We start from the raw sequence: 22709 nt of genomic DNA, 5'->3' as shown, positions 1-22709 counted from the left end.
GTGGGCACAACACCCGGCCACCGGGGCCGCACCGACCAACCCCGGGGCCCGGGGCGCAAGCCCCGGTTACGGGAAGGGGCGGGTTAGGGGAAAACCCACCCCCTAGGGCAACCCGCGGCGCCGCCGCACAAGATACGCCGTACCGGCCGTCACCCCACCCAGCAGCAGCGCAACAGGAAGCAGCAGCACCAGTACGTGATACGACACCGCCACCCGCCCCCCGGCCCGCAGCAGAAACCCCGCCGCGATCATCAGCAACGCCAGCCCCAGCACAAGCCGCGCAGGCTCAAAACGGTGCCGGTTCACCGCGCAGTCCCCCTCTGCTCGACAACCGCCTCGCCCATCCCCACCTCAAGCTTCAGCTTCACCGTGCCCTGGGGATCGCCGCCACCGCGCGGAGCGACGGAGTAGGTGTCGGCCAGCCCGGCGCCGCCGCCGTTCACCTCGCCGGGCAGCCGATAGCCGCCCAGCCCGATCTTGAGGTCGACCTGGACGGTCACGTTCTCCGGCACGATCACCCGCAGCTCGCCGGCACCCACGTTCATGGCCGTACGGACCGTCTGGTCGTCCCCGACCTCAAGGCCGGACAGATCGAGCACACCCCGGCCGCTGCCCAGCTCATAGCTGCTGCGGACATCGGCCACCGCGGCCGGTGACCAGGTGGTGTCCGCCCAGGACGTGGTGATGTTCCTGGGCAGCGCCGCCGCCCCCGCCAGCAGCACCGCGGTAAGCACCACCGCCGTGATGGTGCCGCCGCCCGTCCGCCCGGCGAAGGCGCTGATCACCAGACCGAGCCCGAAGACCGCCAGCGCACAGCTCAGCCCGATCACCAGCGCGATACCGAGCGGCTGCGTGGGCCAGGCGGCAGCGGTGCCGATGACGGCGGCGGACAGCGCGCCCAGGAAGACCAGCCCGCCGATGGAACGCCCCTGCTCCCGTTCCTGCACCTCAATCGTGGCCCACTCATGGGGCACGGCCGGTCCGCTGCACGGCTCCGGATCGTACGGACCGCCGTACGGGCCGTCGTCCGGCCCCCAGAGATAGCCGGTGTCCGGATGGCCGGTGTGCTTGGTCAGCGGCTCCTGCCACCAGGACGGTGTGGCCGGGACCGGTGGCGCCTGTGCCTCCGGAGGCGCGTCGGGCAGCGGCTCCGTGATCTCCTCCTCCGCCGCCGCCTTACGCCGCTGCCGCGACCAGTGCACGGCGGCCCCGACGGCCACCAGCACCAGCAGCGAGAACGTCATACTGCGGCCGCTGCCGAGCGAGGCGAGGACCAGACCGGAGCCGGCCAGAGCACACAGCAGCGCGGCGAGCGAGGAGGCCTCGACGCGGCCGGAGAGCAGCCGCCTGCCCTCGTTCTCCTCCTCGCCCTCCAACGGGATCAGCAGCCAGGCGAACCCATAGGCGACCAGCCCCAGCCCGCCGATGACGGCGAGAATGGCCAGCGGCACCCGGAAGATCACCGGATCGACATCGAAGTGGCGGCCGAGTCCGCCGCACACACCACCGATCACCTTGTGCTGCCGACTGCGCTCCAGCCGCGCTGGGGCTTCCGCGGGGCCGGAAGCGGCGGTGTCGGCAGCGGTGTCGGCGGCGGCGCCGTCGGCGTCCGCGGCATCGACCCGCTGATCCTCTGTCATGCGTCCATACTGTCGACTCGACCGTCACTCAGGCATCCGGGTCGGTCCCGGAAGTGTCCCTGACTCTCCCATTCCGGGTTGGCTCAGGGGACAACCCTGATGCCCTGGGCCCGGGGGCGTGTGACGATCGGGGCATGACCACCGCCGCCGCGCCCTCGTCTGCCGAGGTCCGCCCTCTGCGTAAGTTGTACCGCAGCTCTGAGGGACGCTGGCTCGGCGGAGTGGCGCGCGGGCTCGCCGGTCATCTCGGCCTCCCGGTCTCCTGGGTCCGGCTCGTCTTCCTCGTCCTCTTCTTCACCAGCGGGCTGGGGGCGCTGCTCTACGCCGTCTTCTGGTTCGTGGTGCCACTCGGCGCGGGCGGCGTCGACTCCGCACCCAGGGCAGCGAAGACCGCGAAGTCCGGCAAAACGTCCCGCAGGCCGGACAAGGGGAAGATCTTCGCGGTGGTCGTGGTGATCGCCGCCCTCGTGGCGCTCAGCGAGAATCTGCAGTTCGGCTCCGCCAACGCCTATGTGTGGCCGCTGCTGCTGATGGGCATCGGCGTCGCCGTCGTCTGGCGGCAGGCCGACAACGCCCGCCGCGCCCACTGGACCGAGGTCAGCCGCCGTAAAAGGCTGCTCCCCCTCGCCCGCAGCGCCGCCGGAGCCATCCTGGTCGGCGCCGGGGTCACCGGCTTTGTGGTCATCCAGGGATCAGGACGGCAACTCGGCTCGGTCCTCCAGGCCTCCCTCGCCGTCCTGGTGGGCATCGGCCTGCTGGCGGGACCGTATCTGGTACGGATGACTCAGGATCTCTCCGAGGAGCGGCTGATGCGTATCCGGGCCCAGGAGCGGGCCGAAGTCGCCGCTCATGTCCATGACTCGGTGCTGCACACCCTGACCCTGATCCAGCGGAGCTCCGAGAATCCCCGTGAGGTCGCCCGGCTCGCCCGCGCCCAGGAACGCGAGCTGCGGGCGTGGCTCTACAAGGGGGCCAAGGGCACCAGCAAGGACGAGGAGGAGGCGCCGCAGACTCTCGCCGAAGCGGTGAAGGCGACAGCCGCCGAGGTGGAGGACCACCACGGGGTGCCGGTCGAGGTGGTCTGTGTGGGTGACTGCCCACTGGACGAGAAAACGACAGCCCAGGTCCAGTCCGCACGCGAGGCGATGGTCAACGCCGCCAAGTACGGTGGCGAGGGCGGCGCGGTCCAGGTCTTTGCCGAGGTTGAGGGGCTCACGGTCTTTGTCTCCGTACGCGACCGGGGCCCCGGCTTCGACCCGGCGTCCGTACCGGCCGACCGGATGGGTGTCCGCGAGTCCATCATCGGCCGGATGGTGCGCAACGGCGGCAAGGCGGAGGTGCGCTCGGCGCCGGGTGAGGGGACAGAGGTAGTGCTGGAGATGGAGAGGGCGCAATCATGAGCGACGAGCAGGAACGCCGGGCCCGAGTGGTCCTGGTCGACGACCACCGGATGTTCCGCGCGGGGGTTCAGGCCGAGATCGGCCAGACCGCGACCACGGGCATCGAGGTGGTCGGCGAGGCCGGGGACGTCGATCAGGCCGTTACGGTCATCACCGCCACCCGCCCCGATGTCGTGCTCCTCGACGTCCATCTCCCGGGGGGCGGCGGAGTGGAGGTACTGCGCCGCAGCGCGGCGCTCATGGCCGGCCCGGAACAGCCGGTCCGCTTTCTCGCGCTGTCCGTCTCGGACGCGGCCGAGGACGTCATCGGCGTCATCCGCGGCGGCGCCCGCGGCTATGTCACCAAGACCATCACGGGTACGGACCTGGTCAACGCCGTCTTCCGGGTCGCGGACGGCGACGCGGTCTTCTCCCCGCGCCTCGCGGGCTTCGTCCTGGACGCCTTCGCCTCCACGGACGCGCCGCCGGTGGATGAGGACCTGGACCGCCTCACGCAGCGGGAGCGTGAGGTGCTGCGCCTGATCGCCCGCGGCTATGCGTACAAGGAGATCGCCAAGCAGCTCTTCATCTCGGTGAAGACGGTCGAATCCCACGTCTCCGCGGTCCTCCGCAAGCTCCAGCTCTCCAACCGCCATGAGCTGACCCGCTGGGCAACAGCCCGCCGCCTGGTCTGAGCCGGACACCCCCCAACAGACCCCCAACACAAAACAGTCCCCGGTAGTCCCGTCGATCCATCGGCGCCTCAGTCGTCGCTGAGGTTCCGGTATCGACAGACGTGCCGGGGGCCTCACCAGATCCACGAGAACCTCTTGCCAATGGACGTCTCCATTGACGGTGCAATCCTCTGGTTACCTGGCTTATGTTCTAGTTTCCACCATTTTTGCCCAGAGTCAAGACCCCAGAATCAAGGATCCAGAATCAAGGATCCAGCTCCCCGAACCGGCCAACAGCAGCGGGCAGCCCGAGCGAGCGACACTGTGGGTGAGGGCGCCTGCGGTACCCCTGGTGCCCCGCCACCGGCAGGAGACGGTGATGAACAGCTCGGTGCAGATCGGACGAGTATTCGGGGTGCCGCTGCGGATGCACTGGAGCGCGCCCCTGCTGGTCATCCTGCTCGGGTACGTTCTGGGCAGCCAGGGGCTGCCCCTCTGGTTCCCCGGGGAGCCCACGGCCGTATACGCCGCCGGGGGTGCGGCCGGAGCGGTCCTGCTCATGGCGAGCCTGCTGGCCCACGAGGCGGCCCACGCCGTCACCGCCCTGCGCAAGGGCGTCGCCGTCGAGGACGTCACCATCTGGGCGCTGGGCGGAATGACCCGGATGGGGAAGCCGCAAACCGCTGCAGTGGCCCTGCTGGTGGCCATCAACGGGCCGCTGACCAGCGTGGCTGTCGGCGCAGCGGCGATGGGCGCGGGTTTCGGGCTGTACGCCGCTACCGGCTGGGCGGTGGCCGCGGCTGTCGTGGTGTGGGTCGGCTGGGCCAATCTGCTGCTCGCGGTGTTCAATCTGCTGCCCGCCGCGCCGCTGGACGGCGGGCGCGTGGTGCAGGCGCTGACGTGGTGGCGGACCGGGGACCGGGAACAGGGCGAGCGAGCGGCCGGACGCAGCGGGCAGGTCATGGGCGCGCTGCTGATCGCGGGCGGCTGGTTCTGGGCCTTCAACGGGGCACTGAGTGGCCTGTGGCTGGCGCTCATCGGCCTCTTCATGGTGGTCGTCGCCAGTGCGGAGTGGCAGCGCGCCAGGCTCTCGACAGCCCTGCGGGGTATACGGGTGGCCGACGCGATGTCCAGCCCGGTGGCGACCGGGCCGGACTGGCTGACCGTGGACCACTTCATCGACAGCGTGGCTGCGCAAACCCGCCACTCGGCGCTGCCGCTGCTCGACATCGAGGGCCGCCCCAGCGGCATCGTCGAGCTACCGCAGCTCGCTCGGGTCCCGGACCCGCAGCGGGAGAACGTACGCGTCCGGGAGGTGGCGACCCCGCTGTCGCGGTGCACCACCGCCGCGCCGGACGATCTGCTGCTGGACATCCTCGAAGATGCCCGGCCGGGGGCCGGGACGTGGATCCTCGTCATGGACGGTGAGCGGTTGGTGGGGTTCATCACCGCCCACGACCTGAACCGCCTCCTCGAACAACGCAAGCTCGGCGGCCCGACCCCCTGACGGGCCCCGCCCGGTTGCGGGCGTGCTGTGGGTGGGGTTCCCCGTATCCCTCCCCCAGCTACCGCTGGGAGGTGCCCCCACCTTCCCGTAACCGGGGCTTCGCCCCGGGGCCCCGGGGTTTTCCGGGTGCGGGCCGGTGGCCGGGTGTTGTGCCCACCCACAGCCCCTCGCGGGGCTGCGAGTGCCCACAACAGGGTGGGGGTCTGGGGGCGTCAGCCCACAGTTTCGGGAAGGGGAGGGTTAGGGGAAAGCCACCGGACAGACCCCCTACAGCCGGTCGACCTCGGTGAGGTCGATGTCGATGGCGTAGGGCACATCGACGGTGAGCTGCTTGATATGAGTGCCCGTGGAGTCGTACGCCTTCGTGACCGGGTTCAGCACATAGGTGTGCACCACGGGGGTGTCCTGCTCACCAGCCATCTCCACCAGCCAGAAGTGCGGGATGCCCGCCCGGCCGTAGAGCTGCGGCTTACGCTCTCGGTCTCGGAGCTCCGAGTCGGGCATGGCGGTCTCGATCACCAGCAGCGCGTCCTCAGCCTGGAAACGGGTCGCTGTCGGGTCCCCGGCGTGCCTCCCTGTGGATCACGGAGACATCCGGCTCAAGCACCTGTCGGCGGTCGATGACAACGACCATCTCGCGGGCCACCACCCAGCGGTCCGGGCAGGACTTCCGCAGCCTGGTGTGGAAGCAGCTCTGCCGGGCGCGGGGAATCAGGCTTCCGTCGATCAGCTGCGTATGCGGTGGCAGATCCTTCAGCCGGAACAGGTCGTCAACGCTGAAGCCCTCGTATGGCGGGCGCAGCCACTCGGGGAAGGGGGTGTCCTCCATACGGCGATCATGGCGACCGCCGGGTGAAGCCGCTGGTCAACAACAACACCGCCGCTCAAACTGATGAGCGGCGGCGCAGCCGTTGACCAGGAGGGAGGTCACTCCCACTCAATGGTGCCCGGGGGCTTGCTCGTGACGTCGAGCACGACGCGGTTGACCCCCGCGACCTCATTCGTGATGCGAGTGGAGATCTTCGACAGCACGTCATACGGCAGCCGCGACCAGTCCGCCGTCATCGCGTCCTCGGACGACACCGGGCGCAGCACGACCGGATGGCCGTACGTACGGCCATCGCCCTGGACGCCGACCGAGCGTACGTCCGCCAGGAGCACCACCGGGCACTGCCAGATCTCACGGTCGAGCCCGGCCGCGGTCAGCTCCTCGCGGGCGATGGCGTCGGCCTCGCGGAGCAGGTCGAGCCGGTCCTTTGTGACCTCGCCGACGATACGGATACCGAGCCCCGGCCCCGGGAAGGGCTGGCGCTGGACGATCTCGTCCGGGAGACCCAGCTCCTGGCCGACCATCCGGACCTCATCCTTGAAGAGCTGGCGAAGCGGCTCGACGAGCTCGAACTCCAGATCCTCCGGCAGCCCACCGACATTGTGGTGGGACTTGATGTTCGCGGTGCCCGTTCCGCCGCCGGACTCGACGACGTCCGGGTAGAGCGTGCCCTGGACCAGGAAGGCGACCTCCTCGCCATCCGCGCCCGCCTCAGCGACCAGCTCGGCCTGGGCCTGCTCGAAGACCCGGATGAACTCCCGGCCGATGATCTTCCGCTTCTGCTCGGGGTCGGAGGCTCCCGCGAGCGCGTCCAGGAAGCGCTTCTCCGCGTCGACGACCTTGAGCTGGACCCCGGTGGCGGCCACGAAGTCCTTCTCGACCTGCTCGGTCTCGCCCTTGCGCATCAGCCCATGGTCGACATACACGCAGGTCAGCTGAGTACCGATGGCCTTGTGCACCAGGGCGGCGGCGACGGCCGAGTCCACGCCGCCGGACAGCCCGCAGATCGCCCGCTTGCTGCCGACCTGGGCACGGATGGCCTCGACCTGCTCCTCGACGATATTGCCGGTGGTCCAGCTCGGGGTGAGGCCCGCGCCACGGTAGAGGAAGTGCTCCAGCACCTGCTGGCCGTATGTGGAGTGCATGACCTCGGGGTGGTACTGCACACCGTAGAGCTTCAGCTCGTCGTTCTCGAAGGCCGCGACCGGCACCACATCCGTGGCGGCGGTGACGGTGAAGCCCTTGGGAGCCGCCGAGCAGGCGTCGCCGTGCGACATCCACACCGGCTGCTCGGCGGGGGTGCCCTCGAAGAGGGTCGAGCCGGGCTTGGTCACGGTCAGCGGTGTACGGCCGTACTCCCGGGCGCCGGTGTTGTCGACGGTGCCGCCGAGGAGCTGGGCCATGAGCTGGAAGCCGTAGCACATGCCGAATACCGGGATACCGGCCTCGAACAGCGCACGGTCCAGGCTCGGCGCTTCCTCGGCGTATACGGACGAGGGACCGCCGGAGAGGATGATCGCCTTCGGGTTCTTGGCGAGGATCTCGGCCACCGGCATGGTGGACGGCACGATCTCGCTGTAGACCCGGGCCTCGCGGACCCGGCGGGCGATGAGCTGGGCGTACTGCGCGCCGAAGTCAACTACGAGGACCACGTCCGGGGAGTGGTCGCCCGGTCCTTGGGTCGCATTGGGCGCGGCGTTGGGCGCTGATGCCACGAAGCTGCCTTTCGGCGGTGGAGAAGGGTGGTGTTTCGATTCTAACGGCCCCGGAAGTGGCCACGGCCCGTGCTGGCGGGCATACTGGGCGCTGTGTTCAAGCAGCCCACACAGCCCACCCAGACGACCTTCTGGTTTACCTATGGCACCGGCCCGTCCGGCTGCCATGTGGTGGGTAGTGCTGCTTGAGCCACTGACAAGCACTTCCACAGGCGCCCCGGGCCGATCAAGGCCCGGGGCGCCTGTCGTATCTCCCGGGCCGCGACCGCCCCGGGGCCCATACGCCCCGAGGAGAAACCACCGTGACCGCCACTGGACCCGCTGCCCCCACTGCCCCCGAGGAACTGATCAGCGACGCCCGTACCCAGATCGATGATCTCGATCGCCGGATCATCGAACTCGTCCAGGAACGGATGGCCGTCTCAGCCCGGATCCAGCAGACCCGGATCAGCACGGGCGGCCGCCGGGTGCATCTCTCCCGGGAAATGGAGATTCTCGCGCGCTTCCGAGCCGAGCTGGGCACGCCCGGCACGGCGCTGGCCATGACGCTGCTGGAGCTCTCCCGGGGCCGTATCTGAGTCACCCGTACGGTCCCGTGACTGCCGCGCACAGGCTTCGTTGGTCCTGATGTCCCCGATGTCCGCTGGGCGCCCGGCGGCAGTGGGGCGGCACCACCAGAGCGATGAGACGTCTGCCCTCCCGATGAGGTGAGGACCGCGCGTCCGTGGGACCTCGCTCCGGTGCGGTGACCGGACAGCAGGGGACAGCAGCCCGGTCACGACCCACCCCTGCCCTTGGCGGGGGGACATGCGGCCGGTCCCCGGGGGCGCCCGGGGACCGGCCGCTCCACGGTTGCAGACGGTTCCAGTCCGTTCCAGACGCTTCCAGACGGCTCCTGTCCGAGTCAGTCGAAACGGTTGCGCAGGGAGCGGCGCATCCACCACGATGCATGGACAAGTTCCACGTGCCTACCGCCATATGGTGAGCCGTGGCAGGTAGCTGCCATTGGTTGAACCAATCCTGCGGCGCAATCCCCCGGCGCCGCTTTTCAGCGCTGGCGCTGCCCTGACGCCGCGCTGAACCGCCAAGGGCCCTGGGATGCCGCCACCCCCCGCCGGCGCCCCAGGGCCCTTCGCACGCCCGCGTCCATCGCCGCGCCCATAGTCACGTCCATCGCCACGTTCGTCGCACGACTGCGCCGACCGGGTGGAAGACCGCACTCCCGGCCCGGACAGTCTCGTTCTTGCAGCACGCAGGGGTGTGAAAGGGCAAACGGAGAGAGGCGGAGACCGGTATGAGCATCTCCAAGCAGGGCAAGTTCACGGCACTGGCGATCTGTGCGGCAGCCGCGCTGACCCCCACCGCTGCGGCGGCGGATGATTCGGGCACCCAGGTACCGGTGGATGTACCGCTGGACGGGGTGACCCCCTACCTGCCGGTCGACGCACCCACCATCAGCGCCACCGTGCCGTCCCAGCCGCTGACCCCGCCGTCCGTGCCGGAGGTCATGACCGATGAGAACGTGACGGTGCCGCTCGTACCGTCGTTCGGGACGATCCTGGATGCCCCATCGGCTCTCGTGGAAGTCCCGTTGCCGGCCACGGATGAGAACCCGAACGCCGCCTCGGCCCAGCTGATGAACCGCAGCACTCCGCTGCGAGCCGTCACGCCCTCCGTCGAGGTCGACCTTCCGATCACCAACCCGGGGACCGAGGAGTCCGGCATGCCCAAACTCACCGTGCCCAACGCCACCGTCACCACCCCCTCGCTGTACGGCGAACGGAAGGCAGGGCTCGATATCGTCGACAAGGCCGGTGAGTCGCAGCTGCCCGTCGGCCGACTGCTCGGAAACGTCTCGGACTTGGTGGGCACCGGCACCAGCACGCTGAAGGGCACGGGCGTTGACGCGCTAGGCAACTGAAGGTTGTACGGAAGCCCGTCACGGAATGACAACGCTTCTGACACCTGTTGACGTGAGATACAACACAGAAGAAACGACTCCAGTGCGGGCAACTGTCCAAAGTTGTCCGCATTAGTCGGCTCCTCACCCGCCACTTCCGGACCAAGGGGCACTGCAACACCCCTGACAGGGCGTTTATTTCGGCCTTACTGTTCGACCCTGTCGAGCCGCGCCCCCACCGCCGCAACGGCTCACCTACATACCTGTCGTTACGGATCCTGAAGAGGCTATATCCATGAAGCTTCGCCGTGCAGTCGCGGCTGCCGCCGCTGCGGCCGTTATCGCCCCCGCCAGCCTGATGGCTGCCTCGGCGGCGCACGCAACCACCACCACCGACCCGTCCCAGGAATCATCCACCAGCGCCCCCGCGGAGCAGGACGAGGCCAGCAAGGCCGACGAGACCACCCCGGGTGCCGAGGAGAAGGACGCGTCGGGCGACGACGACTCCGCGACTCAGGACGAGGACAAGGCCGCCTCGGATGATGCGGGGAGCACCACACCGGACGAGAACGGCGAGTCGTCCGATGACGGTGACGAGGAGAAGAAGGGAAACAAGGAAGACGAGGAAGACCAGGGAGGCGACAAGGGCGAGGACAACAAGGACGAGGACGACAAGTCCTCCGAGCCGGGCGAGGACGAGACTCCCGGTGAGGACGAGGGCGAGGACGACGACGAGGACCAGGGCGAGGACGACGACGAGCTGGCCTTCTGCGAGGACCAGAACGCGGCGTACGAGTCCAAGCTGAAGCCGGAGATCATCGGCCTGCCCGGCAAGATCGTCGCGGGCAGCGGCTGGCACAACTTCAAGCTCCGGGTGACCAACCCCTCCGAGAGCCGCCTGAACCACATCTTCCTGTTCGCCGGTGTCGGCCCGGCCGATGAGCAGGCCGAGGAGGCGTTCTCCGCCAAGCAGGTCGTCCTGGAGGTGAAGGACCCCGAGACCGGCACCTGGGAGTCCGTCACCGATGGGCAGGGCCACTCCGTCGGCTTTGTCGGGTGGACTGAGCTCGAGGGCGACGAGTACAGCGACATCGAGCTGCGTGTGAACGCCAAGAAGAACGCCCCGATCGGCGCCGGTCTGACCATCGGTGGCGGTGCCTACCTGGACGAGGACGAGGACTGTGTCGGCGACGGCCACACCGGCATCGTCATCGAGATTGTCGCGCCCGGCACCAAGACCGAGGGCACCAAGCCGAAGACCGGTGGCAAGACCCCCATCCCGGCCGAGAAGCCGAAGAAGGAAAGCCTGAACAAGGTCCAGGGTCAGCTCGCCGCGACCGGTGCGGACTCCAACATGCCGATGTTCGCGCTCGCCGGTGCGGCTGCCATTGCCGTCGGCGCCGGTGCGATGTTCATCGTGCGCCGCCGCAAGGCTGGCGACGACTCGGACGCCACCGCCGCCGCGTAAGGACTTCCCAGCCTGATACAGCAGGGCCCGGCCTCCTCCAGAGGCCGGGCCCTGTTCGGTGCTCGCGGCCGATCAGTCAGCCTGCTTGGGCGGCACCACCGGAACCGGGAGGACGGGCAGGCGCAGGGCGGCGAAGGCGTCCGCCGGGACGGCCGGGGAGCGGGGCTCCACCGCCGGGAGGCGGACGTACGGCGAGCCCTGGGGCGGGCGGGGGTCCTCCTCACCCTTGTTGGGCCACAGGGACATGGCGCGTTCGGCCTGGGCCGTAATGGTGAGGGACGGGTTCACCCCCAGATTCGCCGAGACGGCGGCGCCGTCGACGACCGAGATCCCGGGGTGACCGTAGAGCCGGTGATACGGGTCGATGACACCGTGTTCCGCGTCCGCGCCGATCGGGCAGCCCCCCAGGAAGTGCGCGGTCAGCGGGGTGCCCATCACCTCGCCGACATTGGTGCCGGGGAAGCCGTTGATCTCCTCGGCGAGATGCTGGGCCGCCGCCGCGCCCTCCGGGATATGCAGCGGATTGGGAGCGCCATGGCCCTGCTTGGCGGTGAGCAGGCCCTTACCGAGTCCCTTTGGCTTCCGGTAAGTCGTCAGGGAGTTGTCGAGGGTCTGCATCACCAGGCCGATGATGATCCGCTCGGACCACTTGCGGTTGGACAGCGAGCGCAGGAAGAGGACCGGGTGCCGGGCACAGGTCCCGATGTGGGCCAGTACGCGCGGCAGCCGGGTGTTGTGACGTACCTGGAGGGTCGTCAGCGCGCCCATGGCATTGGAGCCCTTGCCGTAGCGGACGGGCTCGATATGGGTGTGCTCATCGGGGTGAATGGACGAGGTGATCGCCACGCCCTTGGTGAAGTCCAGCTCCGCGTCCCGCCCGTACTTCTTGCGGTAGCGCCGTTCGACGGTCTGGGCTCCCACCAGAGCCTCCGAGTTGGTGCGGGTGAGGACGCCGAGCCGCGAGGATATGCGCGGCAGTTGGCCCTCGTCACGCATCCGGTGGAGCAGGGTCTGGGTGCCATAGGTACCCGCGGCGATGATCACCTTCGCGGCGCGGAAGACGCGGGGCTTCCCCTTACGGCGCTTGTCCGTACGGACCGTTGTCACCCGGAAACCGCCCCCGGCGCCTTCGGCGTCTGCGGCGTCTTCGGTCACCGCTGTGACCGTGGTCAGTTCGTGTACCTCCGCGCCTGCCTGCTCGGCGAGGTAGAGATAGTTCTCGTTGAGGGTGTTCTTGGCGCCATGACGGCAGCCCGTCATGCACTCGCCGCACTCGGTGCAGGCCTTACGGGACGGCCCGGCACCACCGAAGTAAGGATCGGAGACCTCTTCCCCGGGCGCCGCTTTCACCGTGCCGTCGGCGTCCTCGCCATCTCCGAAGAAGACCCCTACGGGCGCGAAGTGGAAGCTGTCACCCACGCCCATCTTCTCGGCGGCGGCCTTGAGATGGACATCTGAGGGCGTCATGGTCGGATTGAGACGGACCCCGAGCATGCGCCGCGCCTGGTCGTAGTAGGGCTTCAGCTCATCCTGCCAGTCGGTGATGTGGCCCCACTGGCGGTCCTCGAAGAATGGCTTCGGGGGCACATACAGGGTGTTGGCGTAGTTGAGCGAGCCGCCGCCCACCCCCGCACCAGCCAGAATCATCACATTGTTGAGGAGATGGATGCGCTGGAGCCCATAGAGGCCGAGGGCAGGAGCCCAGAGATAGTTCTTCAGATCCCAGGAGTTCTTGGGCAGCGTCTCCGCGGTGAAACGGCGGCCCGCCTCCAGGACGCCGACGCGGTAGCCCTTCTCGGTCAGCCGCAGGGCGGACACGGACCCGCCGAAGCCGGAGCCGATGACGAGCACGTCGTAGTCGTAGGCCGACTTGTCCTGTGACACGGGAACCTCCGGGAAAAGGTACGAACAAGTTGGGGGCAGTCGTTCCGCTGGGGCGGAACGGGTGGGCACAACACCGCACACCGGCCCGCACCCGCCCAACCCCGGGGCCCGGGGCGCAAGCCCCGGTTTCCGGGAAGGGGCGGGCATAGGGGAAACCCATCCACGGCGCCCCGCCCCGCGGGGCGAAGCTCCGCCGCGCGGCGGGGCCGCGTATCGGTACCGGGCACGCGCATCAGCGGAAGCGGAGCGTCTTGAGCGCCTTCAGGGAGCGCGTCATAAAGGCCGCGTACTGCTCATGGCTCATACCCAGCGAGGGAGCCATCGGCAGCAGACGCTGGTGCGCCACCGTCTGCGCCTCGGTGTACTTCAGGATGCCCTCGGAGCCATGGCGGCGGCCCACACCCGAGTCGCCCATACCGCCCATTGGTGCCTTGACGCTGCCGTAGGCGGAGGCGTACCCCTCGTTGATGTTGACCGTGCCGGTGCGCAGCCGGGTGGCGACGGCGCGGGCGCGCCGGGCGGAGGTGGACCAGACGCTGGAGTTGAGGCCGTACGGCGTGGCGTTGGCCAGCGAGACCGCATCCTCCGCGTCGGTGAAGCGGTAGATGGAGACGACCGGGCCGAAGGTCTCCTCGCCGCATATGGCCATCGGGGACTCAACGCCGTCGAGGATGGTGGGCTCATAGAAGAGCGGGCCGATATCGGGCCTGGCCTTTCCGCCCGCGAGGACGGTGGCGCCCTTGGCTACGGCCTCGTCGACATGGCGGGTGACGTTCTGCAGCTGGTTCGCCGAGACGAGGGAGCCCATATCGGCGCCATAGGCCAGCGCGGAGCCGAGCCGCATCGCCTTCGTACGGGCCACAAAGCGGTCCAGAAAGGCGTCGGCGACCGCTTCATGGACATAGAGGCGTTCAATGGAGATGCAGAGCTGGCCCGCGGAGGAGAAGCAGCCGCGGACCGCGCCCGCTGCCGCCTTGTCCAGGTCGGCGTCGTCCAGGACCAGCATGGCGTTCTTGCCGCCGAGCTCAAGGGAACAGCCGACCAGGCGGGCCGCCGCGCTCTGGGCAACCTCACGGCCGGTACGGGTGGAGCCGGTGAAGGAGATGTAGTCACCGCGCTGAACGACTTCGGGGCCGATGACCGGCCCCTCGCCGAGGACGATCTGCCAGACGTCCGCCGGCAGCCCGGCCTCGATCAGCAGCTCGCGCGCCCACAGCGCGGTCAGCGCGGTCTCGGTGTCGGGTTTCATCACGACCGCGTTGCCCGCGGCGAAGGCGGGCAGGGCGTCACCGATGGAGAGCTCAAAGGGGTAGTTCCAGGGGGCGATCTGACCGATCACCCCGCGCGGCTGGCGCAGTTCGCGCACCTGGGTGAGGGTGGGGATGGCGCCCTGGTGGCGCTTGGGGCGCAGATACGCGGGCGCCTTGCGGCCGTAGTGCCGGGCGGCCACGACGACCGCCTGCACCTCCTCATGCGCGTGCAGCCGGGTCTTGCCGGTCTCCAGCTGGATCAGGTCCAGCACCTCGGCCTGCCGGGTGAGTACAAGATCGTGGAAGCGCAGCAGGACGGCCGCCCGCTGCCGTACGGACCGGTCGGCCCACTCCCGCTGTGCGGCACGGGCGCGGTCGAAGGCAGTGGCGACGTCCTCGGGGGTGGACTCCGGGAGGTCGGCCAGCTTCTCCCCGGTGAAGGGCGTATGGCACGCGGTACTGCCACTGCCGACCACGCCCCGACTGAGCCGGGCGGCCAGCTCGGGGGTGACCACATCGGCCGCCGTACGGGCACCGGCGGGGGTGGGAGCGACCGGGTTGCTGTCCTTCGAGTCCGTCATACGGGGAGCGTAAGCCCGGACGGCGAGCGATGGGTACCCGTCGGTAACCAGTTTTCACGTAATCCGCCAGCAGACGCTGGCATGGATTGCTAGCCGGTCGCCCGGTAGGTGTCCACGACCTGGGAGAAGTGCTCATCAATCGCCGTCCGCTGGCTCTCCGGTCCCCTGACCAGCACCACGTGGTACTTACCGCCGAGGATCATCGCCCGGTTGCGCAGCAGCGTCTTGCCGCCGCTGCCCTTCCAGGAGAACTCGCCCTCGGCCATCGCGGTCTCGCCGACGGTGATGCTGCGCACCCCGCTGACGGTCTTCCAGCCGTTGGAGTCGCGGTACTCGGACAGCTCCGGTTCATCGGAGAGCTGATACTCACGGGGATCCGTGCCGTACTTGGCGGTGCTGTCCCGGCCCGGGACCACGAGCATCTGCAAGCCGCCCTTGCTGTAGCGCACTTGGCCGCCGCTGGTCTGCCCGCGCGCCCAGCCCTTCGGTACGGCGATCTGGAAGCCCGCCGGGTCCTTCTGCAGGGTGTAGCCCTGCGGCGCCGGTGCGGGCCGTGTGGACTGCGGCGTCTGGCTGCCGGGCTCCTGCGGCGGGGAGGGCTCGGCAGGCGGTGAGGGCGGTGGCGCCCCTTCGCTCGGCCCGCCGCCCACGGAGCCCCGCCGGTTGGCGCCGCTGTCGCTGCTCTCCGCTTTCGGCATAAAGACCATCGCGTAGACGATCGCCGCCACCAGACCGACCAGCACCAGGCTGACCAACAGCCGCCCCAGCCTGCGCGGGCTCCGCGGCCGTTGCCGTGATCGCTCCCGGCCCCGCCGGTGCCGGCTCCCCGCCACCCGCACCGGCCGCTTCTCGTTACGCCGCCGCCGTACGAGCTCGCCCCGCCGCCGTACGATCGGCAGCCGCCGGGAGTCGCGCCCACCGGACTCCGGGGGAAGCTGCGCGGTGACGGTGCGCCGTCCCACCTCCGGCTCGGGCGCGGAGCGGACCAGCGAGCGCAGCCAGCCGCTCAGCTCCTCGAACTCCGGGCGCTCGGTGGGGTCCTGGCGTAGCAGCGACTCGATGACCGGGCGCAGCGGGCCGCACTCCTCGGCGAAGGCGGGCGGCTCGGCACAGACAAGCTGGGCCAGATCGGTGACGCTCTCCTCGGGGTAGGGCGCATGGCCCTGTACGGCCCGGAAGAGCAGCGCCCCCACGGCCCACAGATCGGCGGCCGGTCCCACCGGCGGCGCCAGCCGCCAGTTCTCGTACACCGGGCCGGCCTGCTCGGGCGCCCACCGCTCGGTGACCGGGCCCACCATGGTCATCCGGGCCTGCCGGGCCCGCTCGGCGGCGAGCGCGGTGGCGGGACCCCGATAGCGGCCGTCCTCACCCGGCTCCGGGGTGCCCCACTCGGCGGGGGTCTGCTGGGGCTGCGGGTCCGGTATGGCCCGTTCGGGCTGCGCTGGGACCGTGGTGGCCGGGCCCGGCTTGTCACCGCCCCAGGGCGCGTGCACGGCGCGCTCCTCCTCGGCCACCCTGGCCGCCGCGGCGCCCGCCCGGTACGCGGCGATGGCCCCGCTGCGGGCGGCCCGGTGGGCGATGGTGGCCCGGGACGAAGCGGCTCTGTGCGGGACGGGCTCGCCGTTGGCCTCCCTGGCCTCCCGGTCCTCCGGCGGGAGGGGGCCGGGGGCCATCGGGCCCTCGGTGGGCAACGGGTCGTAGCCGCACAGCGCCTCCTCCGCGGCGCCGGAGGCCAGCCCGGTGAGGAGGGCGCGTCCGTCGTCGCAGATCAGCACGGAGCGGGCGGTGATGTTGCGGTGCGTCCAGCCGAAGGTGTGCACGGCGCTCAGCGCGGCCAGCAGATCGGCGGCGATCTCAGCGGCCCGGTGCGGGCTCAGCGGCCGCTCGGCGAGGACCGCGGCGAGCGGCCGGGCCGCGACCAGCTCACTGACGATCCACAGGCCGTCGTCCTCGACGAAGACATCGAAGACCTGGTCGAGCCGTGGATGGTCCGGTATACGGGAAGCGGCCAGCGCCGCCTCCACCGCACGCCGCACGGCCGGATCGGCGGGCCGCCGGGTCGCCCGTCCGAGCGGCCGCCGCGCGGCACCGGGCTCATGGTGCTCGCCGGGCATCTCCGCGTCCACGATTTCGGGCAACGGCACCTGGCGTACGAGGACTTCCTGCCCGCTGGCGGTGTCGTACGCGCGCGACTCCCGCAGCTCGTACTCTTCGGAGGGAGGCCGCGGCAAGCGGTATCGCTCGGCCAGCAGCCGACCCGCGTAATCGTCCACGACGCCTCCCCACAGCGTGCGAAACGCTCCGGCCCACCCGACAGCAGGGTCTCCCCACACGATACGTGGCAACTCAGCGCCGCGCGGCAGGTCGCGTCAGTCGGCGGGCTGGAACGTTTCGAAGGCCGTCTCCCGCAGGGTGCGGCACTGCTCACCGTCCCATTCGTCCACTTCGCAGGTGACGACGATGGCGTAGCCGTGCTTGTCGTCCACCTTGAAGCCACGGTTGAGGACGTGCACCCGCTCGCCGTGCTCCTTGCGTTCGAAGTGCCAGTCAGCGACGGTCGGGTAGTCACGCCACTCAACGGACTTCATGCTGAGTTGCTTGTAGTCGGTGCTGGCGCCCCGGACCGCACTTTCGAGAAGCTGCCAGGCGCGCAGCGCGTCATCCTTCGGACTGTCGCTGAAGTCCACCTGAAGCTGGGGCAGTGAGCCCTTGCCGGCGGAGTACTTACCGCCGGAGTTCAAGCCCGCTGTTCCAATGCGTTTCCAGCCGTCCGGCATGGCCATGGAGAAACGGAACTGGTCATCGGTGAGGGACCGATACCCCTCGGGCAGCCCAGCCTTACCGCGGGAGTCCGCGCCCTTGTCACCCCCCTCACCCCCGCTCTCGCCCTCCTTTGCCTCCTTCTTCTCCTTCTCTTCCTTGGCCCCCTTCTCCCCCTTCTCCTCCTTGGCGTCGCCCCCGCCGTCCCCGCGACTCCCGTCGGTAACCGCCGCGTTGTCATCCTTGCCGGACGAGCCACCGTTGTCGCCGTCGCCCATCGCGAAGGCGAGCACCGCCCCGAGAACTCCGAGCAGCACGACCACGACCGCCGCGATGATGACCCCGAGCGGCGGCCGACGGGTGCCGTTACCCGAGGACGCCGCGACGCCGGTCTCATCACCCCCGGGGGACTCCTCCGGCAGCACAACCGTCGCGGTCGCCGCGGGCACCTCGACCTTTTCCGACTCCTCCGGGACGTCCAGTACGGACTCCAGAAGCACCCTCGCCCCGGCGTCGTCCAGCCGCTTCTCCGGGTCCTTGAGCAGCAGCCCGTAGATGGCCTCCTCCAGCGCACCGGCGCGGGTCGGCGGCTCCAGGGGATCGGTCATCACCGCGGTCAGCGTGGCGATCGCCGACCCCTTGTCGTACGGCGGATGTCCCTCGACGGACGCGTAGAGCAGGGCACCCAGCGACCACATATCGGCGGGCGGGCCCGGGAGCTGACCGCGTGCCCGCTCCGGCGAGATGTACGAGGGCGCGCCCACCAGCATTCCGGTCGAGGTGACCGAGGGGTCGCCCTCGACCTTGGCGATGCCGAAGTCGGTGAGGACGACCCGGCCGGTCTCCTCCTCTATCAGCACATTGGACGGCTTGACATCGCGGTGGACGATCCCCTCGCGGTGCGCGGCGCGCAGAACGTTGAGGATCGCAAGCCCCACCTCGGCGGCCCGACGCGGTGTCAGGGGGCCGTCCTCGCGGATGTCATCGGCGAGTGAACGGCCCTCGACGAGCTCCATGACGATCCACGGGCGGCCATCCTCATCGACCACATCGAAGACGGTAATGGCACTGCCGCTGCGGATCCGGGCGATCGCCTTGGCCTCACGCAGCGTCCGTGTGACGAGCCGTCGCTTCTCCTCCTCGTCGATATCCGAGGGGAAACGCAGCTCCTTCACGGCGACCGTACGGCCCAGGACTTCATCCCGCGCCCGCCACACCGTGCCCATGCCGCCACGACCGAGCACGTCTCCGAGCCGGTAGCGCCCGTTGAGCAGCCGCCCAGTCTCCTTGCCCCCGGCAGCGCCTTCGGCGTTCTCGCCCATGCTTCCCCTCGAGATAAGCCCGCCCCAGCAGATGCCCCATTGTCCCCCATGGGACAACCCTCCACGCGGGGTGCCCCGCTAAGGGGTTGACCGAAGCGTCGTGGCCGATGTGGCCGGTGAATTGCGTAGAGCGGCAAGTGCAAGCGTTGTGGGCACTCGCAGGTTGTGGGCACTCGCAGCCCCGCGAGGGGCGTGGGCCCGCCCTGCTACGCAACCACCCACCCACACCAGCCACGATGCTCCGGCCAACACCGGGGCGGAGCTCGCGACGCTTGGTGGGCACAACCCCCGGCCACCGGCCCGCACCGGCCACCCCGGGGGCCCCGGGGCGAAGCTCCGGTTTCCGGGAAGGGGCGGGAATTGGGGAAACCCACCCACGGCACCCACAGCCGGGGTGGAGCCCCGCCGCGCGGCGGAGCCGCACATCGGCACAGCCGGGAAGGGGCGGGAATTGGGGAACCCCACCCACGGCACCCCGTAGCGGGGAGGCTGCGCGGACCGCGACCCGCGAACCCGCGCAGGGCAACGGGGCTGGCCAGCCCCGTTAGAGCGGGACGATGTCGGGCGCACCCAGGCGCGCCGCATCAGCCGTCTGGTCATCGGGCTGAAGCTGCGACTCCCGCTCCGCCTCAACCCGCTTCTCGTAATGCTCGACCTCCCGCTTGATCTGATCCTCGTCCCACCCCAGCACCGTCGCCATCAACTCCGCGCACTCCCGCGCACTGCGCGCCCCCCGGTCGAAGGTCTCGATGGAGATCCGGGTACGCCGGGTGAGCACATCGTCCAGGTGCCGCGCGCCCTCATGCGAGCAGGCGTAGACGACCTCGGCCCGCAGATAGTCATCGGCGCACGGCAGCGGCTCACCGAGCGAGGGATCCGCACCGATCAGCTCCAGCAGCTCATCGGTGAGCGAGCCATAACGGTTCAGCAGATGCTCGACGCGGGCGACATGCAGGCCCGTACGGGTGGCGATCCGGGCCCGGGCGTTCCACAGCGCGTGGTACCCCTCCGCCCCGGCCAGCGGCACCTCCTCCGTGCAGCACTCCGCCACCCGGTGGTCAAGGCCGTGCACCGCCTCGTCCACCGCGTCCTTGGCCATCACCCGGTACGTCGTGTACTTGCCGCCCGCGATCACAACCAGCCCCGGTACCGGGTGGGCGACGGTGTGCTCGCGGGACAGCTTGCTTGTGGCGTCCGACTCCCCGGCCAGCAGCGGCCGCAGCCCGGCGTAGACGCCCTGGACATCATTCCTGGTCAACGGCGTTGACAGCACGGTGTTGACATGTTCGAGCAGATAGTCGATATCCGCGCTGGACGCCGCTGGATGCGCCTTGTCCAGATCCCAGTCGGTGTCCGTCGTACCGATGATCCAGTGCCGCCCCCAGGGGATGACGAACAGCACGCTCTTCTCAGTCCGCAGAATCAGCCCGCTGCTGGAGTTGATCCGGTCCTTCGGCACCACCAGATGGATGCCCTTGGACGCCCGTACATGGAACTGCCCACGCTCCGCGATCAGTGACTGGGTGTCATCCGTCCACACTCCGGTGGCGTTGACGACCTGCTTCGCCCGGACCTCGAACTCGCCGCCCAGCTCCAGATCCTGGATCCGGGCACCGACGACACGCTCACCCTCGCGGAGGAAGCCAACAACCCGGGCCCGGTTGGCGGCATACGCCCCGTACGCCGCCGCCGTCCGCACCAAGGTGGCCACATAGCGGGCGTCATCCACCCGCGCGTCGTAATACTGCAACGCACCGACCAGCGCCTCCCGCTTCAGCGCGGGGGCGACACGCAGCGCACGGCGCCTGGACAGATGCCGGTGTACGGGCAGCCCCCGGCCATGCCCGGAGGAGATCGACATGGCGTCGTAGAGTGCCACACCCGAGCCCGCGTACCAGCGCTCCCAGCCCTTGTGCTGCAACGGGTAGAGGAAGGGGACCGGTTTGACCAGATGGGGCGCGAGCCGCTGCAACAGCAGCCCGCGTTCCTTGAGCGCCTCGCGTACGAGGGCGAAGTCCAGCATCTCCAGGTAGCGCAACCCACCGTGGATCAGCTTGCTGGAGCGGCTGGAGGTGCCCGAGGCCCAGTCGCGCGCCTCCACGATGCCGGTTGACAGACCGCGGGTCGCGGCGTCCAGCACCGTGCCCGCGCCGACCACTCCCCCGCCGACGACCAGTACATCCAGCTCTCGTTCGGCCATTCGGGCGAGTGCTTCCGTCCGCTCGGCCGGTCCCAGTGTCGCTGTCCTCACCGCTGCCTCCCATAGTGGTCGACCGTCGTCAGGCCCTCGTTAGCCGATGGTCCCCCAAATCCAGGGCTTTGACCCGGGGCTGGCACGGCTCGCAGAATCCACCATATCTTCCATATATGCGCTTAACCTGACGCAGCGCCCCCTTTGAGCTGTCGCAGGCCACCCTCCCCTCCGTCCGGGGGTGCCCCCAGTCCGGGAAGGATGTCCGCTGCCATGCCCGCCGATCTCGCTGTTCTCGGCCTCGGTCACCTCGGTCTCCCCGCCGTACAGGCCGCCACCGCCGCCGGTATCGCCACCATCGGTTTCGATCCGGACGAGCGCACCGTGGCGGAGCTGGCCGCCGGACGCCCGCCGGTGGACGGTGCGCTGGCCGCGTCCGACATGCGCCGGATGATCTCCGCTGGCTTCCGGGCGACCAGCGACAGCGCGGTCCTCGGCCGGGTCCGTACGGCCCTGATCTGCGCCCCCACCCCGCTCGGCGGTGATGGCGCGCTCGATCTGTCCGCGGTCCGGGAGGCGGCCACCGCCCTGGCGGGACGGCTGCGCCCGCGCACGACGGTGGTCCTGGAGTCGGCGGTGTACCCGGGCAGTACGGAGGAATTCCTCCGCCCGATCCTGGAAGAGGGCTCCGGCCTGCGGGCGGGCCGCGACTTCCATCTGGCCTACTCCCCAGGGCGGCTCGACCCCGGCAGCCGGACCTTCGGCTATCCGAATACGCCCCGGGTGATCGGCGGTCTGACCCCGGCTTGTACGGAGGCGGCCGCCGCGTTCTACGGCCGGCTCACCGACAAGGTCGTCCGCGCCCGGGGCGTGCGGGAGGCCGAGACCAGCAAGCTCCTGGAAACCAACTTCCGCCATGTCAATATCGCCCTCGCCAATGAGATGGCGATCCTCTGCCATGACCTCGGCGTCGACCTGTGGGACGTCATCCGCTGTGCGGAGACCAAACCGTTTGGCTTCCAGGCCTTCCGCCCGGGCCCCGGGGTGGGGGGACATGGGGTACCGATCGACCCCAACTATCTCTCGTACCGCAGCCGGACCCTGGGCCATCCGCTGCGCCTGGTGGAACTCGCCCGCGAGGTGAACGACCGTATGCCCCGCTATGTCACCCAGCGGGCCACGACCCTGCTGAACGAGCACGGCAAGTCCGCGCGCGGCGCGCGGGTGCTGCTGCTCGGGGTGACATACAAGCCCGACCTGCCCGACCAGGAGGGCGCTCCGGCACGCGAGATCGCGACCCGGCTGATGGAGCTGGGAGCACAGCTGAGCTACCACGACCCCTATGTGCCGCAGTGGCGCGTCGCCGGTCAGCCGGTACCGCGCGCGGACTCCCTGTACGAGGCCGCGGCGGCCGCGGATCTGACGCTGCTGCTCCAGCACCACCGCACCTATGACCTGCAAGGCCTCGCCGCGAAGGCCCAGCTCCTGCTGGACACCCGCGGCGCGAGCCCCGCCGGCGCGGCCTACCGGCTCTAGACAGAGACGTCCCGCCTCTGACCTGCTCGGACGCAGCGTGGGCCGCAGGTTTCATGGGACGCCTGGGAACATG

The 22709-nt window shown here is 69.8% G+C and carries 17 protein-coding genes; 7 read left to right on the top strand and 10 right to left on the bottom strand.

Annotated elements, in window-relative coordinates; translation table 11 throughout:
- Nucleotides 1-102 precede the first annotated feature (102 nt).
- Together test1122_RS16645 and test1122_RS16640 are read right to left on the bottom strand one after the other, a co-directional pair.
- Complete coding sequence (locus tag test1122_RS16645; RefSeq protein ID WP_232269954.1) at nucleotides 103-306, bottom strand: hypothetical protein; 204 nt, start codon at nucleotides 304-306, stop codon at nucleotides 103-105.
- Nucleotides 303-1640, bottom strand: coding sequence for a PspC domain-containing protein (locus test1122_RS16640; protein ID WP_232269953.1), 1338 nt, complete (start codon nucleotides 1638-1640; stop codon nucleotides 303-305). Before test1122_RS16640 ends, test1122_RS16645 begins: the two co-directional genes overlap by 4 nt.
- Before the next feature lie 134 nt (nucleotides 1641-1774).
- Here test1122_RS16640 and test1122_RS16635 point away from each other — a divergent pair, with 134 nt between their 5' ends.
- The 3 genes from test1122_RS16635 to test1122_RS16625 all read left to right on the top strand — a co-directional run bounded on the left by test1122_RS16635 (nucleotide 1775) and on the right by test1122_RS16625 (nucleotide 5200).
- Nucleotides 1775-3040, top strand: coding sequence for an ATP-binding protein (locus tag test1122_RS16635; RefSeq protein WP_232269952.1), 1266 nt, complete (start codon nucleotides 1775-1777; stop codon nucleotides 3038-3040).
- A complete protein-coding gene (locus test1122_RS16630) occupies nucleotides 3037-3714 on the top strand; it encodes a LuxR C-terminal-related transcriptional regulator (RefSeq protein WP_232269951.1) in 678 nt (225 codons plus the stop codon). The genes test1122_RS16635 and test1122_RS16630 overlap by 4 nt, the downstream gene beginning before the upstream one ends.
- Nucleotides 3715-4072: 358 nt before the next feature.
- Nucleotides 4073-5200, top strand: a complete 1128-nt coding sequence (locus test1122_RS16625) for a site-2 protease family protein (protein WP_232269950.1) — start codon at nucleotides 4073-4075, stop codon at nucleotides 5198-5200.
- A gap of 267 nt (nucleotides 5201-5467) precedes the next feature.
- Here the strand turns inward: test1122_RS16625 and test1122_RS26710 are convergent, their stop codons facing one another.
- The 3 genes from test1122_RS26710 to guaA all read right to left on the bottom strand — a co-directional run bounded on the left by test1122_RS26710 (nucleotide 5468) and on the right by guaA (nucleotide 7744).
- Nucleotides 5468-5719, bottom strand: coding sequence for a hypothetical protein (locus test1122_RS26710; RefSeq protein ID WP_338423547.1), 252 nt, complete (start codon nucleotides 5717-5719; stop codon nucleotides 5468-5470).
- Between the two features lie 13 nt (nucleotides 5720-5732).
- Nucleotides 5733-6029 (bottom strand): hypothetical protein, encoded by a 297-nt coding sequence (locus tag test1122_RS26705; RefSeq protein WP_338423546.1) that lies wholly within the window; start codon nucleotides 6027-6029, stop codon nucleotides 5733-5735.
- Nucleotides 6030-6127: 98 nt separating this feature from the next.
- The gene (gene guaA / locus test1122_RS16615; RefSeq protein ID WP_232269949.1) at nucleotides 6128-7744 is read right to left on the bottom strand and encodes a glutamine-hydrolyzing GMP synthase; all 1617 of its coding nucleotides are present in this window, start codon (nucleotides 7742-7744) and stop codon (nucleotides 6128-6130) included.
- Between the two features lie 302 nt (nucleotides 7745-8046).
- Here guaA and test1122_RS16610 point away from each other — a divergent pair, with 302 nt between their 5' ends.
- The 3 genes from test1122_RS16610 (at nucleotide 8047) to test1122_RS16600 (ending at nucleotide 11112) form a co-directional block, all read left to right on the top strand.
- A complete protein-coding gene (locus tag test1122_RS16610; RefSeq protein ID WP_232269948.1) occupies nucleotides 8047-8322 on the top strand; it encodes a chorismate mutase in 276 nt (91 codons plus the stop codon).
- 716 nt (nucleotides 8323-9038) lie between these two features.
- Nucleotides 9039-9665, top strand: a complete 627-nt coding sequence (locus tag test1122_RS16605; protein WP_232269947.1) for a hypothetical protein — start codon at nucleotides 9039-9041, stop codon at nucleotides 9663-9665.
- A gap of 274 nt (nucleotides 9666-9939) precedes the next feature.
- Complete coding sequence (locus test1122_RS16600; protein ID WP_232269946.1) at nucleotides 9940-11112, top strand: LAETG motif-containing sortase-dependent surface protein; 1173 nt, start codon at nucleotides 9940-9942, stop codon at nucleotides 11110-11112.
- A gap of 72 nt (nucleotides 11113-11184) precedes the next feature.
- On the opposite strand, the gene test1122_RS16595 is transcribed toward test1122_RS16600, so the two are convergent.
- The 5 genes from test1122_RS16595 to test1122_RS16575 form a co-directional block, all read right to left on the bottom strand.
- Nucleotides 11185-13035 carry a GMC family oxidoreductase N-terminal domain-containing protein gene (locus tag test1122_RS16595; RefSeq protein WP_422397078.1) on the bottom strand — a complete coding sequence of 617 codons (1851 nt, stop codon included), beginning with the start codon at nucleotides 13033-13035 and terminating at the stop codon, nucleotides 11185-11187.
- 193 nt (nucleotides 13036-13228) lie between these two features.
- Entirely contained in the window at nucleotides 13229-14827 is a 1599-nt protein-coding gene (locus tag test1122_RS16590) for a succinic semialdehyde dehydrogenase (protein WP_232269944.1), read from the bottom strand.
- A gap of 89 nt (nucleotides 14828-14916) precedes the next feature.
- Entirely contained in the window at nucleotides 14917-17100 is a 2184-nt protein-coding gene (locus test1122_RS16585; protein ID WP_232269943.1) for a protein kinase family protein, read from the bottom strand.
- A gap of 96 nt (nucleotides 17101-17196) precedes the next feature.
- Nucleotides 17197-18909, bottom strand: a complete 1713-nt coding sequence (locus tag test1122_RS16580; RefSeq protein ID WP_232269942.1) for a serine/threonine-protein kinase — start codon at nucleotides 18907-18909, stop codon at nucleotides 17197-17199.
- Between the two features lie 544 nt (nucleotides 18910-19453).
- Nucleotides 19454-21160 carry a glycerol-3-phosphate dehydrogenase/oxidase gene (locus test1122_RS16575; protein WP_232269941.1) on the bottom strand — a complete coding sequence of 569 codons (1707 nt, stop codon included), beginning with the start codon at nucleotides 21158-21160 and terminating at the stop codon, nucleotides 19454-19456.
- A gap of 213 nt (nucleotides 21161-21373) precedes the next feature.
- On the opposite strand from test1122_RS16575, the gene test1122_RS16570 reads away from it, so the two are divergent.
- Nucleotides 21374-22636, top strand: a complete 1263-nt coding sequence (locus test1122_RS16570; protein WP_232269940.1) for a nucleotide sugar dehydrogenase — start codon at nucleotides 21374-21376, stop codon at nucleotides 22634-22636.
- Nucleotides 22637-22709: the final 73 nt, after the last annotated feature.

The organism is Streptomyces gobiensis, assembly GCF_021216675.1.
In the GTDB taxonomy this organism is placed as follows: Bacteria; Actinomycetota; Actinomycetes; order Streptomycetales; family Streptomycetaceae; genus Streptomyces; species Streptomyces gobiensis.
Note: the sequence above shows the minus strand (reverse complement) of the source record. Positions and strands in the feature narration are given on the sequence as shown.